Below are 15,117 nucleotides of genomic sequence, written 5' to 3'. Positions count from 1 at the left end.
AAAAGCGACTAAAGCCCGCCCGCCGGGTGGCCGGGCCCGCGGTCACCGCCGGCCGGTGCCTTGAGCCACGCCAGAGCGGCAACGACGACGGCGGCCGTGCCCGTCTGGAGGGTCGGGTCGATGACGGGGGCGAACCGGGGCGAATGGTTCGCTGGGATGTCCTGTGAGACGGTGCCGGCGGCCGCAGCCTTCGCGTACTGTTGCGGGTCGGTTCCACCGATACCCCAGTACGTGTACGGAACCCCCAAGGCGTTGGGAATGTCGCTGAAGTCCTCACTTGCCGATTGTCGGTCCAGGGTTATGGCCCGGTCTCCGAAATGGTCGGTGAAAGCGGCGGCAACCCTCGCTGTCACCTGAGGATCGTTTTTCGTTAGCGGGTAGTGGTCGTAGAGTTCGAATTCCGGCTCCTGGGGTGATCCGGCGGCTATGCACTCGCCGGTCACGATCCGTTTCACCGCCTCAAGGATCAGGTGGCGTATGCCGTCGTCGAAAGTGCGGATGTTCAGCTCAAGTACGGCCCGGTCCGAAATGATGTTGCTTTTCGAACCGACAGTCATTCGCCCAATGGTGAGAACGGCGAACTCCCCGGGCGGCACCTCACGGGAAACCACGGTTTGTAGCCGCAGCGCGATCGACGACGCCAGGATCACCGGATCCACCGCAAGCTGGGGCATGGATCCGTGGCTTCCCCGTCCAAACACGGTAATCCTCATGCTGTCGGCGCTGGACAGGACAGCGCCCGGGCGCGTGCCCAGGGTTCCGGAGGGGAATGCCAGAACGTGTTGAGCCAATGCGACGTCGGGCTGGGGGATTAGCCTGGCCAGGCCGTCGTCGATCATGGTGCGGGCGCCGTCGGCCAGTTCCTCCGCAGGCTGGAACAGTGCCAGGAAGGTCCCCTGCCAGGCGGGTCTTTTCGCGGCCAGCAACTTCGCCGCTCCCAGCAGGCAAGCGACATGGACATCATGGCCGCAGGCATGGGACACGGGGACTTCCGTTCCGGTGTCATCCGGAGCGGTGTCCTTGCTTGCGTAGTCCACCCCGGTTTCCTCGGCGACAGGCAGTGCATCCATGTCCGCGCGGACAAGCACTGTGGGCCCTTCACCGTTCCTCAGAATCCCGACAACGCCGGTTGTGCCGATGTTCTCGAGGACCTCGAAGCCAAAGCTCCGCAGCTCCTTGGCCGCGATCGAAGCTGTCCTGACCTCCTGGTTGCCAAGTTCCGGGTGCCGGTGGAAATCCATGTACAGGTCTTCCTGCCAGGCCCGGATGTCCCGCTGACCAGCCAAAACGACCGCGTTCGAATCGGCAGCGCTGCTGTTGGCACCCTGCAACGGTTCGAATGCTGGTGCGCTCATGGCTGTTCCTCCCTGATGACACTGCCCGAGAGCCTACTCCGGCAAGTGTCCGCCCGAACATTGGTGCCTGCAAGGCCCTGTCATCCGTCGGCGGGGGTCATCGCCTACTGCGCAAACCGGTCAGGTCGGTGCGTTCCAGCGCTGCGCCCCCGCGCCGGATGCGCCAAGTTCATCGGACGGGTTCTGCAGCGTGCACGACTTCAGGCTGAGGCAGCCACAGCCGATGCATCCGTCCAGATCGTTGCGCAGGTGTTGAAGGGCCGCGATCCGTTCGTCCAGTTCCTTCCGCCAGCGCAGCGACAGTTTGGCCCAGTCGTGCCTGGTGGGGGTGCGGCCCTCCGGCAGCGAATTCAACGCCTCAAGGATGTCCTTCAGGGGCAGACCGACCCGTTGGGACGTCTTGATGAACGCGACCCGTCGGAGCGTTTCGCGCCGGTACCGCCGCTGGTTTCCGGCGGTCCGCTCGGCGTGGATGAGCCCGTTGCGTTCATAAAAGTGCAGGGCCGACGCCGACACTCCGCTTCGTTCTGAAAGCTCGCCGATGCTGAGGGGCCGGTGCGTCTCAACAGGTGTCATGTGTTGCTCCGGAGAAAGGGTGTGGTGGATTGACCTCAACATTAGTTGAGGTTCTAGGGTAGCGTGCATGACCACTGACACCCCAACGGCCGGGATACTCGGCCGTCCATACCTGCTTGCCACCGTAGGGGCCTGCGCGCTCGTTTTCCTCAGCGCGTTCGAGTCCCTGGCGGTGACCACCATCATGCCGCTCGTGAGCCGCGACCTGGACGGAGCCGCCCTCTACGCGCTGGCCTTCGCCGGCCCGCTGGCTACCGGCGTGATGGGCATGGTGGGTGCCGGAAACTGGTCTGACAGGCGTGGTCCCGCAGCGCCGCTGTACTCCTCGGTGGCGCTCTTTGTCCTTGGCCTCCTTATTGCCGGGACCGCGGGGTCCATGGAGATCCTGGTGCTCGGCAGGTTGGTCCAGGGACTCGGTGGCGGCGCAATGACGGTGGCGCTGTACGTGTTGGTGGCGCGCGTTTACCCGCCTGCCCTGCACCCCAAAATCTTCGCGGCCTTCGCGGCGTCCTGGGTGGTGCCTTCCCTGGTGGGTCCCTTCGCTGCTGGTGTGGTCGCCCAGCTGAGCAGTTGGCACTGGGTGTTCCTCGGTGTCGTGGGCCTGGTGGTGCCGGCGTTGCTGATGGTGGTTCCCGCAGTGCGGGGAATGGACTCCGAACCCCCTGCGGATCCCGTTCCGTGGGCCTTCGGACGCATGGGATGGGCAGCCCTGGCGGCCGTCGCCGTCCTGGGACTCAACTTGTCCGCAGGGGTGCCGGGCGTCGGCGGGGTGATTGCCGCCGTCGCGCTTGTCCTTGCGTTGGTTGCCTTGCGACCTTTGGTGCCGCAGGGGACCCTCACGGCCCGCCGGGGATTGCCCAGTGTGATCCTGGTTCGTGGGCTGGCATCGGCCGCGTTCTTCGGCGCCGAGGTGTACCTGCCGTACCTGTTGACAGAGCGGTATGCGTTCACGCCCACGTTCGCGGGCCTCACGCTGACCGGTGCTGCGCTCGCATGGGCGGGGGCGTCGGCGATCCAAGGCCGGCTTGGTGGCCGCTTGGCTGACGATCTTGCCATCAAGATCGGCGCCTCGCTGGTCCTGGTCGCCATTCTTTCGACCCTGGCGACGGCGGCGTTCGCCCTTCCCGCAGCCGTGGCTATTGTGGGTTGGATCCTTGCCGGTGGCGGGATGGGGCTCATGTACCCGCGGCTCTCCGTCATGACGTTGGCCCTGTCCACGCCGGAGAACCAGGGCTTCAACAGCGCGGCCATGTCCATTTCCGACTCCTTGGGCGGGGCGCTTTCCCTTGCCGCCACCGGGCTGGTCTTCGCGGCCTTTACGACGACGAACTCGTTTGCGGGGGTCTTCGCGCTGACGGCGGTAATCGCCGTCGTCGGGGTTGTCATGGCCCCGCGGGTCGCCGCCCGCCCGGGCTCCTCCGACGCTCCGGGCGCCGCGGATCCCCAACCCGCCGACCCCCAAGCCGAACTCACGCGCCCCTGACGCGTTGTGAGGCCTACTCAGCAGGGTATTCCGCCCCGAAACCCTGTTGAGTGGGCCCCGCAACGCCGAGAGGGCGAGTTGCGAGGCCTGCTCTGCGTGCTTCGCGAGCCCGGAAGCGTGTAAAGGAGGCCTCGCAACGCACCCCTGACCTGCCCCGATGCGAGTCCCGCGCCCGGATGCTGCTAAGATGGGTTTTACTTGATGTGCGGTGACGCCCTGAAGCAGGTGGCCTGAAAGGCTACGCGGCGGGGCATTTTTCATGTGAGAGGCACATCCTGCGTCGATGAACGCGTTCTATTTGGTCCCGGCCACCGCTGTTGAAGCGAATCGGTAGACCACCTGACTTTTCCTCGGCGAACCCCTGGCCCAACCGGCGTCGGGGGCCGATGTCCGCAATTGGACACCGCCCGAAAGACATGAAGTTTATGACTACTTTTGCTGCCCTTGGCACGCCCAAGCCCATTGCTGAATCCCTGGCCGCAGATGGCATCGAAGAGGCATTCCCCATCCAGGTGAAGACCCTCCCGGACACCCTCGCAGGTCGCGACGTGCTGGGCCGTGGCCGCACCGGTTCCGGTAAGACCATCGCTTTCGCCATCCCGCTCGTGGCCCGCTTGGCCGAGCGCGAAGCAAAGCATTTCCGCAAGCCGGGCCGCCCCATGGGCCTGGTCCTTGCACCCACCCGTGAACTGGCAACCCAGATCAACGCCACCATCGAGCCGTTGGCCAAGGCCATGGGCCTGAACACCACGGTCATCTACGGCGGCATCTCCCAGGCACGCCAGGAAAAGGCTCTGCGCGCCGGCGTCGACATCGTCATCGCCTGCCCGGGCCGCCTCGAAGACCTGATCCGCCAGCGCATCCTGACCCTCGAAGCCGTTGAGGTCACCGTGCTGGACGAGGCAGACCACATGGCCGACCTCGGCTTCCTCCCCGTAGTCAAGAAGCTCATGGACATGACCCCCACCCAGGGTCAGCGCCTGCTCTTCTCCGCGACGCTGGACAACGGTGTTGACAAGCTGGTCAACCGTTACCTGTCCAACCCGCTGACGCACTCTGTGGACGATCCCCAGGCCGCTGTCACCACCATGGAACACCACGTCCTGGTGGTCAACGACCAGACCGTCAAGAAGCAGCTCATCGTTGAACTGGCCTCCGGCGCCGGCCGCCGCGTTCTCTTCATGCGGACCAAGCACCACGCCCGCAAGCTTGCCAAGACCCTCACGGACGCCGGCATCCCCGCCGTCGACCTGCATGGCAACCTGTCGCAGAATGCCCGCGACCGCAACCTTGCCGAGTTCTCCAACGGTGACGTCCGTGTCCTGGTGGCCACCGACGTCGCAGCCCGCGGCGTGCACGTTGACGACGTCGAACTCGTCATCCACGTGGATCCGCCCACAGAGCACAAGGCTTACCTGCACCGCTCGGGCCGTACGGCCCGCGCCGGTTCCGATGGCACCGTGGTCACGCTGACGCTTCCCGAGCAGCAGAGCGACGTCAAGAAGCTCATGAAGGCCGCCGGCGTTGATGTTTCGTTTGAACGCGTTACCGCCAACTCGCCGCTGGTAGCCGAGCTTGTGGGCGACATTGCCGACAAGGTCGATCCCCGCACCCGTGCGGCCCTCCTCGCGGCAAAAGCCCCGCAGGGTGGCGGCACCTCCACCGGGGCCAACGCCCAGCGCAAGCGCGCCCGCCGTTCCACCCAGGGCGCACCCACCGCGGGTGGCCGTGGTGGTCGCAACGGACGCGGCAAGGCTGCTGCTGAGCCGGTTCGTACGGACACCAACCGTGCGGATCGCCGCGCAGCAATGAACGACGACGTCGCCCGCAGCTCACGCGGTCGTGGCAAGGCAGCTTCCACTCACCGCAACGACGTTCCCGGCTCGCAGGGGCAGGGTGGCCGCAGTGGCCGTCCGGCTACCGGCCAGCGCTCAGCCTCGGCTCCGCGCACGGCGTCCACTACCTCTACGCGTACCGGCGGAAGCAAGGCCGTATGGTCCTCTGCTACGGGCGCTACGTCCGGGGGATCCTACGGTTCAGGTTCCGGCAACTCCGGTCGCGGTGGCTCGGGTGCGGGTCGTCCGGCACGCAGTGGCCCGCGTCGTGCATCTGCTCCCGCGTCGAACGAGCGTCGCGGCCGCTAATCTCTGGCATTGCGAGGCCCGCTCTGCGCGCTATTCCTGAGGTTTAGGACGCAGAGCAGGCCCGGCAACTTACCAGCCTCGGGCGCGCCACTCCTCAAGGTGTGGCCGCTCGGCTCCGAGGGTCGTGGGCAATCCATGGCCCGGGTGCACCAGGGTTTCGTCCGGATAGGCGTCGAACAGTCGTTCCGACACGTCGTTCAACAGAGAAGTGAAGCGTGCAGGATCTTTCTGTGTGTTGCCGACGCCTCCCGGAAACAGCGAGTCTCCACTGAAAATGTGGGCCGGCCCGTCCGGATCCTGGTAAACGAAAGCGATCGAGCCCGGGGTGTGTCCACGCAAATGGACCGCTGTGAGCTCCAGGTCGTCGAACCGCTCAACGTCGCCGTGACCGAGCCGGACATCCACCGGAACGGGCAACGCATCGGCGTCGTCCGCTCCTGCGGAGGTGGTTGCCCCGGTGGCGGCCACCAACTCCTCCAACGCACGGACGTGGTCCCAGTGCTGGTGGGTGGTTGCGATCCTCGCCAGTTTGGTGGGGGCCGACGAATCAACCGCGCTGTCCTGCAGGAGCTGCTGGATGGCGGGCAGGTCATCGGCGGCATCGATCAGCACCTGTGTTCCCGTGGACTTTGAGGTCAACAGGTAGACGTTATTGTTCATCTCGCTGACCGAAATGCTGCGGATGGTGACGTCACGGAGTGAATGAATAAGCGAGTCCATGCCTTCAGCCTACGTTGCCGGCTTCGCGGCCTTCCGATACCCAGTTGGGGTCGGCGGATCGTGAACCTACGACGGCGGACGCGGCCTGGTCAAGCAGCTCAAGGTGCGCTTCTCCCAGTTGCAGGGACAGTGCGCCCAGGTTCTCGTCGATCCGGTGCGCCTTGCGCGTGCCGGGAATGGGAACCACCGGAATCCCAAGGCGCTGACCTTGGGTGAACAGCCAAGCCAGGGCTACCTGGGCCGGAGTTGCATCCAGCCCGCTGGCTACCTCGCGGACCGCGGCCACGACGGCCTGGTTCGCATCAAGTGCCTCGCCACCAAAACGGGGGACCCTGTGGCGGAAATCGTTCTCGCCAAGGTCGCTCGCGCTGATGGTTCCCGTCAGGAACCCACGGCCCAGCGGCGAGTACGGCACAAATCCCACGCCAAGATCCTTGGTTGCAGGAACAACGTTGAGCTCAACATCCCTGCTCCAGATTGACCATTCACTCTGGACCGCGGCAATGGGATGGACGGCGCTGGCCTGCCTGAGCTCCTCGGCAGTCACTTCTGACAGGCCGAGGTGCCGGACCTTGCCCTCACGGACCAGCTCCGCCATGGCCTCCACGGTTTCCACTATCGGAACGCGGAGGTCACGGCGGTGCATGTAGTAGAGGTCAATGACGTCAGTGTCCAGACGGCGGAGGCTCGCTTCCACCGCCTGCCTGACGTAGGGTGCATCCCCGCGGACTCCCGTGTATCCGTCCGCGGGGTTGCCCTCAATTCCAAACTTGGTGGCCAGCTGGATCTCGTCCCGGCGATCCTTGAGCAGCCTGCCCACGAGTTCTTCGTTGCTGCCCGCGCCATAAACATCTGCGGTGTCGATGAACGTGATCCCCGCATCCACCGCGTGTCTGAGGGTTTTGAGGCCCTCCTCAGGATCGATGCCCCCGTACACCGGGGTCAGGGCCATCCCGCCGAAACCGAGGGGGCTGACAGTGAGGCCGTCGCCGAGCTGAACTGCAGTCATGACTTCTCCAATGCGCGTTTGGGTGCTCTTTATCAGTGCTCTCCTTGGCATGAACCTGACGCGACGCATGGGTATTCCTGCGCTCCCTCCCAGTTGGTCCGGTGATGCCCGGTCACCTTGAACGCGGGCTCCCGTCATTCCGGGGTTTCCGCGTGCATTCGGCGGGGTGCGGGGGAGGCAACTGGGAAGGAGCGGTGCGGCAGGGGCACCTACTCGGGCTTGGCCACAGGCTTCTCGGTAGGCAGGGCCTTCAAACCAGCGGCACAGCCCACAATGCCCGCGATGAACAGCAGCTTCAGCGGGCTCGCGGATTCCACGCCCGTGATCATGGCCCAGCCCACGGTCAGTGCCGCACCGATCCCAACCCACACTGCGTAGGCGGTACCCAGGGGGATGCGTTTCACCGCGAAGCCCAGTCCGAGCATGCTCAGGAGGGCAGTAACAGCGAAGACGATGGTGGGTGCGAGCTGCGTGAAGCCGTTGGAGAGGCCCAAAGCGGTGGCCCAGACGGCTTCAAGGATGGCCGATGCCAGGAGGATGATCCAGAAGATGCCGGTGTTCTTGGTGTTGGTCATGGCTATGCCACCACCTTCAGGCCCACCACGCACGCGCCGATGCCGGCGAGCAGGAGCAGCCGGGCGGTCGTCGCGCGTTCTACCTTGGTGACCATGGCGTACGTCGCTGTCAGTACCACGCCAACACCAACCCACACCGCGTAGGCAGTGCCCGTGGGAATGGATTGCATGGCGATTGCGAGTCCGGCCATGCTGGCAATCACAGACACGAGGAACACCACGGTGGGGACGGGTCTACGGAAGCCCTTGGAACGGTGGAGTGCTGCGGCCCAGACGGCCTCAAGCGCACCGGAGAGAATGAGAATTAACCACGACATGACATTTCCTTTGGCCAGTCTTGTCGCGTGCCGGGTACTGAACCGTCGTCCGGAGGTCCCAGAGCGGAACCTTCATTTCAGGCTAGCAAGTCCCGCACTGGGTGGCCACTTCCGGTGGTTAAGGTCACCAGTTACGGTTCTACGTGGTCGATCGAGATCACTGCTACGAAACCCCGGCCCGAGATCTCCGGGCTGCGTGAGTCCGAGCCCACGACGGTGTCGTAGCGGGACAACTCGACAGGTTCGCCGGCGCTGGTTGCCGCGGAATCGCCGTCGGACTCTGCCTCTGCAGCGGCGCCGGGAGCAACGGTGGCCTTGCCCTCCAACAAGACAGCCAACTGGCCCTCGAAGACAGGATGTGCGCGCTTCTTGGAAATTTCGACAATGGACGTATAGCCCTTGAAAGCCCCGGTCCGTGCAATGACGTTGAGGTCCCGGATGTCGCCAGTGGGAAGCGTCGCCGCGGAGGCAGCCTCGCCGGAGAAGCGGAATGGCCGGTACTTCTCCAAGGGGTGCTCGGCGCCATCGACCGTGAGGAGCAGCAGTTCGCCGTCGATGATGGTGATGACCCGCTCCATGCCCGGAAAGTTGGAGAACTCACCGGCTTTTGCGACATCGGCGATGCTCACGCGCCAATCCCAGGCGCCGTCCTGCGCCGAAGCGGCCTTCGGATGGCTGGCGAGTTCGCGCGTCACCCCGCCTCCGTTGCGCCACGGTTCAGGACGGATGTCGGCAAAGCGGATGATCTCCATTCGACCAGCCTAGTGGTGGACAGCGCTTCTTCGTTGACGATCCGGCTTGCTAACGTCGTATGTGGAAAACGTTGCGAAAATGGCTGGAGGCGCGGGAATGTTCGTCAAAGTGTGCGGCCTGAGCACGCCCGAGTCTGTGCGCGAAGCCGTGGATGCCGGAGCGGACGCGGTTGGTTTCGTCCTGACCTCGAGTCCCCGCGAAGTCAGCCCGGACCAGGTCCGCGTCCTGCTGCCGTTGGTTCCTTCCTCGGTCAAGGCCGTCGGAGTGTTCCGCCACGAGTCCGCCGCTGACGCCGTGGAAACGGCACGCGCCGCCGGGCTCGATTGGGTCCAGTTGCACGGTCGGCGGACCGCCGACGACGTCAAAACAGTGCACGACGCCGGGATGCGGCTCATCAGGGCCGTCACCATGGGTGCCGGCCAGGACGAGTTCGCTGATCTGGGCGAGGACCTGTTCCTGGTCGATGCCGCAGTTCCGGGGTCCGGGGAGGCCTGGGATTACGCGTCCGTGCAGGAGAAGGGGCTTGACGGCAGGGACTGGCTGCTCGCAGGAGGCCTCGAACCCGGAAACGTGGCCTTCGCTGCCACGGCGGCCGGAGCATGGGGTGTGGACGTGTCCTCGGGTGTCGAGGCATCGCGTGGCGTGAAGGATCTCGCGAAGATCCGCGCGTTCGTCGAGGCCGCCAAAGCCTGACGCTCCCTCACATCCCACCCGCTTCAGGCCAACCCTCCCTCACATCCCGGTCCGGTAAGGGGCTGCACCACAAGTCAGGGAAGATTCAGGGCAGACCCCTAGGCGTTTTGTCTGACCCAGAGGGGAGAATGAGGACTATGAAAACGACCCTTAACGTCATTTGGCTTGTCTTCGGTGGGTTCTGGCTGGCCCTGGGCTATTTCGCAGCCGGCATTATTTGTTGCGTGCTGATCGTGACCATACCGTGGGGCATCGCCTCGTTCCGGATCGGCGCCTACTGCCTTTGGCCTTTCGGGCAGATGGTGGTGGAGAAGCCCGGCGGAGCAGGGGTCTTCGCGCTCCTCGGAAACGTCATCTGGTTGCTGGTTGCGGGTATTTGGATTGCCATTGGCCACGTGCTGACAGCCTTCGCCATGGCGATCACCATCATCGGAATACCCCTGGCGATCGCCAACCTGAAGTTGATTCCGGTTTCGCTGATGCCGCTGGGCAAGCAGATCGTTCCCACCAACCAGCCGTTCGTCAGCACCTACCGCTAGGACACCTTCACGGCACCGGTGCGCAGATCGAAAGTGAACGTCCGGTCCAAACGCACGGGGCCTGCCGAAGGTCCGGACCCGCCGTCGGCCTTTACGGTGAAGACGAGGTCCAGCGACTCCCGCAGCAGGTCTGAATCGGTGATGGTGTACGTCGGCGTGAAGTACAGGATTTGGCCGCCTGGCGGCAGGTTCGTGGGTGGGAAATCCTCGGCGTTGCCGTGCGGTCCAAGAAGTACGACGCCGGTCGCCGCCTGAGTGCCGACGTTGCGGACACGTCCGGTGAAGGCCAAGATGTCCCCGGCCTTGTATCCGGGGATGATGTCACCGTAGTTGAGGTCCTGGGCTTCGCGTGTGCCCAAAACCTGCTCTTGGTCTGCGTATCCCTGGCCGATTTCCTTCCACGTTTGGATGTCCCATTGGCCGTCATTATCGGAAGGAACCACGTGGAAATCCCCGGCATTCTGCCAGACTGCGGGACGGCCGGGAGTAATGGAGCGCAGTTCCATGTGAAAGACCAAGCCGCCGGATTCAGCCGCGGACTCCCCAGCAGTGGACACCTCCGCCGCAAACGCCTCAGCCGCCACCGAGGCCGGGCCCGGGCCCGGCCCCAACTGGCCATTCAACTGCTGCGTCAGTTGCCCGGCCGGAATCGAAGCAAAAACAATCTCCCGGTACCCTTGCCGCTCGTAGAGAACCCCGATATTTCCGTCGGGTAACCGGGTGACGGTCGAGTACGCCGAGCTTCCGGGGCACACGATGAGCTTGGCGGGCCATTTGGCGCCGTTATCCGGCGAGAGGCCCAGGACAGTGTTCCGGCGAAGATGCGGATCCTGGTTGTTGCTGGCCAGCAGCCAACGCGTGGTGTCCGGCTGCGAGGTGCCTGGCACGGAAACCACAGACGGAAGTCCGTCAAAGCGGGCAACAGATCCGTTGTCGCTCGGGTCCGGCATATCCGGGATGGGCTGGAGCGGGGTCCAGGAAACCCCGCCGTCCTTCGAAAACGAAGACAAGCGGTGGGGGGTTGCCCGCGAGTGCAGGAGCAGTCGGCCGTCGTCGAGGCAGACAACCTTGTTTTCGTTGGGTCCTATGCCTGAATCGCCAGGGCCGATCAGCTCTCCCAGGGCCCAGTTTTCACCGTGATCGTCACTGAACGCCGAGGCGGCCATGATGGCACCGTCCACCAGCACCACGAACTGCTGGACCAGTCGGCCCTTGTAGGGGCCGGTATGCATCTGGATTCCTTGGCCTGCGGCAGCGAACAGCCCCGTGATCCGGCCTGTTTTGAGCTGTGCGGTGAGCCTGCGGTGCTGCCAGGTGTCGCCGTCGTCGTCTGAGTAGCTGAGATCGGCGTGCTGGACGTCCTCGTCAGGCTCCATACCGGCGACCGCTTCAAAGAATCCCGCGTGCGTTCCTGCCGCGTGGAACATGAAAATGCGGCCTGTCGCTGCGTCGACCAGCAAACTGGGGTCACCGAAACCCTGGAGCCCAGATCCTGTGCGGACCACTTGCTGAGGGCCCCAGGTGTTCCCGTTGTCCTCACTGCGGCGCAGGAGGAGGTCTATGGGGTTGGGCAGGTCGTCCAGGTTCGGCCTGCCGTCGTAGGCAGCCAGGACTGTTCCCCGGGTGCTCACTGCAAGTGCCGGGATGCGGTACTGGCGGTATCCGCCCGCCCCGCGAACAGCCAGGACGTGCTCCACCGACGGTTCCGCTAGTGGAGGATGGCCCTGTGACGGTTGGAGGTAGGAGGTCATACCTCCTAGTCTAGGGGGCTAGTCTAGACGGCTCGGCTAGACGCCTTGAAAAGCCCCGTCCCGCAGGAGAGCCACGGTGGAGCTGGCGTCCAGCCCGGCGGCGATCTCGACGTCGTCCGCGTAACCGGCATCCACGAGTTCCCTCCCACTGGAGCACCCACGCAGAACAGCTGCGAGCTGCGGTTCAGCGGCGTCGAAAGCCGCCGCCGCCGCTGCCGCCTCCGGGGAGAAATTGTGCCGCCCGGCCGCTGCTAGCCCTGCAATGAACGCGCCAGCCCCGAGTTGGTCTTCCAACGCCGGCCGCAGTGCCCCGTGAGCCCACTTCTCACCCGCTGCGATCACGGCGATGACCGCGCCCTCGGGCAGGGTGGAGTGGACCCAGTCGGCTGTCGCGGCGGCGTTGCGAAGCGACACCGCCACCACCTGCCGGGCCGAGGCCGCGAGCTCATGGCTGATCGCCGAACCATTGGGTGAGGGCAGCACCACGCGATCCAGCAGGTGGGCAGAGAGAAGGCTTGCGGGGGACAAACTGAGGCCTTCCGAGCCCCGCGCGCCCGCCAACGCGGCCCCGTTGCGGGTGGCGAACTCGCTGGCCCCCACGTCCCGCTGAGGGTACGGGAAGACCAGGGCCCCGCGGTCCACGGCGACACTGACGCACGTGGTGAAAGACAGAACGTCAACCACCACCGCGAGGTCAGCTCCGGGAACAACTGATCGGGCGCCGTCGAGCCCCCATTCGAACCGGACCGTGTACGGCAGTTGACGTTGCGGCGCCCCGGGTTCGCTCAGCACGCTGTTCACCCAAGTTCGCTGGTGAGGTTCCGGTGGGCTGCTTCGAGCCACAGCGCCTTGGCGCGTTCGCCGTTGAACAGCGGATCCAGGCCCAGGAGGTGGCGTACGACGGCGGCGCGCCCCTTCGCGAAGTCGTCGTCGCTGACGTGCGCGTAGTCTTCCCGGACGGCGGCCAGGTAGCGCGCGTAGGATGATTCGTCGCCGCCGAGCACGGAGAGATCGGCATCGCAGAGCAGGGCGCCGGCGTGGTCGCCGGGTTGGGGGTCGTGCGTGGAGGTGAGCCGGACAAGCCGCGCAACTTCAGCTACGTCGTCGGGAGCCAAGCCTTCCGCGGACAGTCGGGCCTCGGCAAGGAGAGCGGATTCTTCCTCGTCCTGGCCAGCCACGCCCTCATAGACGGCATCATGGAACCAGGCCGCCAAGGATACCGTTCGGGCCGGGAGGGCCGGCTCTGTGAGGGTGTCCAAGGCTTCGAGAACCGCGAGCAGGTGGGTGCGGCTGTGGTATTTCCGGCCGTCCTCTCCCCAACGCTCCAGCAGCTCAAGTCCCAGGGTTTCGTGGCCGGGGTAAATGCTGTTCCAACGCTCCATCAGTGGCACCGTCAGCGCCTTGCTTCGCTCACGGGCGGGGATGCGGAGCCCGCTGGCGATGAGCTTGCGGACCAGGATCCGTGCTTCCACCGGGATGGCGCCGGCTGCGACGAGGTCCTCGTAACGGCGTTCGGGAACGTCGTAGTGGTCGCCGTCGAAGGCCCGTTCCGGAACTCCGGCAGCGGCCGCGAAAGCGTGCAGCTCCTTCAGCGACTTGTCTGAAACGAGGTGCGAAAAAACGGTCCCATGAGCCGGCCAAAGAGGCGGATCGACGTAGATGGCCATGGCCAAAGTGTACCGAAACGATCCTTCCCGGCTGCCGGTCATCAGGACGTCTACCGCCGTGCTTGCCGTCCCGGAAAACGGGCGTCAGTGCCCGTGGTTATCACGGCAACCGGGAAGGAGCGCGGTGGACCGTTGGCGGGCTCAGGCTCCCCAAGAACAGGGTACGGCTGAGGAGCGCCGATGGGCCAGAGTTCGACGGCGGCCTGCCGCCTTCGAGGTGTCGGGGCGGCCATGCGTCATATTTGGTTTGCGGAACAGTCTCGGGATCTGAACCGTATCTGCGGAAGTACACTGGCTTCATGCCGCAAATACGAATTTCCGAGGCCGCCCGCTTCCTCGGGGTCAGTGACGACACCGTGAGGCGTTGGACCGAGAATGGAACGTTGACACCGCAGAAGGACGGAGCGGGCCGCCTTGCTGTGGACGGGCTTGAGCTCGCCACGCTTGCCAGGGACCAGTCCCATCTCCCTGACGACCCCTCCCGCTCGGGAAGTTCGGCACGGAACCGCTTCGTCGGCCTGGTTACGGGGATCACCATGGACAAGGTCATGGCCCAGGTTGAGCTGCAATGCGGGCCTTTCCGGGTGGTGTCGCTCATGAGCAGCGAGGCCGTCCGGGAACTCGGCCTGGAACTGGGATCCGTGGCCACCGCCGTGGTTAAGGCCACCACCGTCATTATCGAAACCCCGCAGGGAAAGAGCATCATATGAGGACACGCATCGTGGCCGCGGCCATCGTTGTGGCATTAGCCGCCGCCCTTGGGGCCTGCGGCACTACCGCCCCCGCAGCCGCACCATCGAGCAACAGCAGCACGTCCCAGCTGAGCGGAACAGTGACCATCTTCGCTGCGGCTTCCCTCAAGTCCACCTTCACCCAGCTGGCCAAGGACTTCGAAGCCAAGAACCCCGGCACCAAGGTGACGCTGAGCTTCGCCGGTTCCTCGGACCTGGTGACCCAGATCACCCAAGGGGCGCCAGCGGACGTGTTCGCTTCGGCCGACACCAAGAACATGGCCAAGCTTTCCGACGCCAAGCTGCTGGAGGGTACCGCAACGAACTTCGCAACAAACGTCCTGGAGATCGCCGTCCCGCCCAGCAACCCGGCGTCGATCTCTTCATTTGCGGACCTCGCCAAGCCCGGCGTAAGGGTTGTGACGTGTGCCAGCCAGGTTCCCTGCGGCGCGGCGACGGACACCGTGGAGAAGGCCACGGGAATCTCGCTGAGCCCGGTCAGCGAAGAGTCATCGGTGACCGATGTCCTGGGCAAAGTCACCTCGGGCGAGGCCGATGCGGGGCTGGTCTACGTCACGGACGTCAAGGGCGCCGGAGACAAGGTCAAGGGCATCGCCTTCCCAGAGTCGGACAAGGCGGTCAATACCTATCCCATAGCCACGGTAAGCTCCAGCCAGAACAAGGAACTGGCCGCGGCATTTATCGGCTCGGTGACCAGCGAGGCGGGTAAGAAGGTACTGGGCAACGCCGGATTCGGCGCGCCCTAAGCAGCGCGCCCTAAGCACCACGCCCTAAGCACCGAGC

At 65.0% G+C, this 15,117-nt stretch carries 16 protein-coding genes and 1 riboswitch; of the genes, 6 read left to right on the top strand and 10 right to left on the bottom strand.

Features of this window, described 5'->3' with window-relative positions; genetic code table 11:
• Positions 1 to 8: 8 nt before the first annotated feature.
• Together ACNQOP_RS12995 and soxR are read right to left on the bottom strand one after the other, a co-directional pair.
• Positions 9 to 1,355, bottom strand: coding sequence for an amidohydrolase (locus ACNQOP_RS12995; RefSeq protein ID WP_416404713.1), 1,347 nt, complete (start codon positions 1,353 to 1,355; stop codon positions 9 to 11).
• A gap of 120 nt (positions 1,356 to 1,475) precedes the next feature.
• On the bottom strand, positions 1,476 to 2,000 hold the full coding sequence (gene soxR / locus ACNQOP_RS12990) for a redox-sensitive transcriptional activator SoxR (RefSeq protein ID WP_416404712.1): 525 nt from the start codon (positions 1,998 to 2,000) through the stop codon (positions 1,476 to 1,478).
• On the opposite strand from soxR, the gene ACNQOP_RS12985 reads away from it, so the two are divergent.
• Together ACNQOP_RS12985 and ACNQOP_RS12980 are read left to right on the top strand one after the other, a co-directional pair.
• A complete protein-coding gene (locus ACNQOP_RS12985; protein ID WP_416404711.1) occupies positions 1,999 to 3,414 on the top strand; it encodes an MFS transporter in 1,416 nt (471 codons plus the stop codon). The two genes, soxR and ACNQOP_RS12985, sit on opposite strands and share 2 nt — an antisense overlap.
• A 425-nt stretch (positions 3,415 to 3,839) precedes the next feature.
• Positions 3,840 to 5,558 (top strand): DEAD/DEAH box helicase, encoded by a 1,719-nt coding sequence (locus ACNQOP_RS12980; protein ID WP_416404710.1) that lies wholly within the window; start codon positions 3,840 to 3,842, stop codon positions 5,556 to 5,558.
• A gap of 69 nt (positions 5,559 to 5,627) precedes the next feature.
• Here the strand turns inward: ACNQOP_RS12980 and ACNQOP_RS12975 are convergent, their stop codons facing one another.
• The 5 genes from ACNQOP_RS12975 to ACNQOP_RS12955 all read right to left on the bottom strand — a co-directional run bounded on the left by ACNQOP_RS12975 (position 5,628) and on the right by ACNQOP_RS12955 (position 8,931).
• On the bottom strand, positions 5,628 to 6,278 hold the full coding sequence (locus ACNQOP_RS12975) for an MBL fold metallo-hydrolase (RefSeq protein ID WP_284987581.1): 651 nt from the start codon (positions 6,276 to 6,278) through the stop codon (positions 5,628 to 5,630).
• A gap of 4 nt (positions 6,279 to 6,282) precedes the next feature.
• Positions 6,283 to 7,287 (bottom strand): aldo/keto reductase, encoded by a 1,005-nt coding sequence (locus ACNQOP_RS12970; protein ID WP_416404709.1) that lies wholly within the window; start codon positions 7,285 to 7,287, stop codon positions 6,283 to 6,285.
• Positions 7,288 to 7,496: 209 nt separating this feature from the next.
• On the bottom strand, positions 7,497 to 7,862 hold the full coding sequence (locus tag ACNQOP_RS12965) for a DMT family transporter (RefSeq protein WP_416404708.1): 366 nt from the start codon (positions 7,860 to 7,862) through the stop codon (positions 7,497 to 7,499).
• Positions 7,863 to 7,864: 2 nt separating this feature from the next.
• A complete protein-coding gene (locus ACNQOP_RS12960) occupies positions 7,865 to 8,179 on the bottom strand; it encodes a DMT family transporter (RefSeq protein WP_235517746.1) in 315 nt (104 codons plus the stop codon).
• 9 nt (positions 8,180 to 8,188) lie between these two features.
• Positions 8,189 to 8,254: riboswitch (guanidine-III (ykkC-III) riboswitch) on the bottom strand.
• A 56-nt stretch (positions 8,255 to 8,310) separates the two neighbouring features.
• Positions 8,311 to 8,931, bottom strand: a complete 621-nt coding sequence (locus ACNQOP_RS12955; RefSeq protein ID WP_416404707.1) for a HutD family protein — start codon at positions 8,929 to 8,931, stop codon at positions 8,311 to 8,313.
• 97 nt (positions 8,932 to 9,028) lie between these two features.
• On the opposite strand from ACNQOP_RS12955, the gene ACNQOP_RS12950 reads away from it, so the two are divergent.
• Positions 9,029 to 9,625, top strand: coding sequence for a phosphoribosylanthranilate isomerase (locus tag ACNQOP_RS12950; RefSeq protein WP_416404706.1), 597 nt, complete (start codon positions 9,029 to 9,031; stop codon positions 9,623 to 9,625).
• Between the two features lie 137 nt (positions 9,626 to 9,762).
• Positions 9,763 to 10,164 carry a YccF domain-containing protein gene (locus ACNQOP_RS12945; RefSeq protein ID WP_416404705.1) on the top strand — a complete coding sequence of 134 codons (402 nt, stop codon included), beginning with the start codon at positions 9,763 to 9,765 and terminating at the stop codon, positions 10,162 to 10,164.
• On the opposite strand, the gene ACNQOP_RS12940 is transcribed toward ACNQOP_RS12945, so the two are convergent.
• From ACNQOP_RS12940 to ACNQOP_RS12930, 3 genes are read right to left on the bottom strand one after another with little or no spacing between them, the layout of a single operon-like run.
• Entirely contained in the window at positions 10,161 to 11,915 is a 1,755-nt protein-coding gene (locus ACNQOP_RS12940; protein ID WP_416404704.1) for a sialidase family protein, read from the bottom strand. The genes ACNQOP_RS12945 and ACNQOP_RS12940 overlap by 4 nt on opposite strands.
• A 36-nt stretch (positions 11,916 to 11,951) precedes the next feature.
• Positions 11,952 to 12,716: a 2-phosphosulfolactate phosphatase gene (locus tag ACNQOP_RS12935; protein ID WP_416404703.1), complete on the bottom strand. Its 765-nt coding sequence runs from the start codon at positions 12,714 to 12,716 to the stop codon at positions 11,952 to 11,954.
• On the bottom strand, positions 12,713 to 13,582 hold the full coding sequence (locus tag ACNQOP_RS12930; protein ID WP_416404702.1) for a DUF4031 domain-containing protein: 870 nt from the start codon (positions 13,580 to 13,582) through the stop codon (positions 12,713 to 12,715). Before ACNQOP_RS12930 ends, ACNQOP_RS12935 begins: the two co-directional genes overlap by 4 nt.
• 299 nt (positions 13,583 to 13,881) lie before the next feature.
• Here ACNQOP_RS12930 and ACNQOP_RS12925 point away from each other — a divergent pair, with 299 nt between their 5' ends.
• Positions 13,882 to 14,292 (top strand): TOBE domain-containing protein, encoded by a 411-nt coding sequence (locus ACNQOP_RS12925; protein ID WP_235517734.1) that lies wholly within the window; start codon positions 13,882 to 13,884, stop codon positions 14,290 to 14,292.
• Positions 14,289 to 15,080 (top strand): molybdate ABC transporter substrate-binding protein, encoded by a 792-nt coding sequence (modA, locus tag ACNQOP_RS12920; RefSeq protein WP_416404701.1) that lies wholly within the window; start codon positions 14,289 to 14,291, stop codon positions 15,078 to 15,080. Before ACNQOP_RS12925 ends, modA begins: the two co-directional genes overlap by 4 nt.
• Positions 15,081 to 15,117 lie beyond the last annotated feature (37 nt).

The sequence above is a fragment of the Arthrobacter sp. LFS091 genome (assembly GCF_047977885.1).
Lineage (GTDB): Bacteria > Actinomycetota > Actinomycetes > Actinomycetales > Micrococcaceae > Arthrobacter.
The sequence above is the reverse complement of the archived record's forward strand: the minus strand, read 5'-3'. Positions and strand labels throughout refer to the sequence as shown.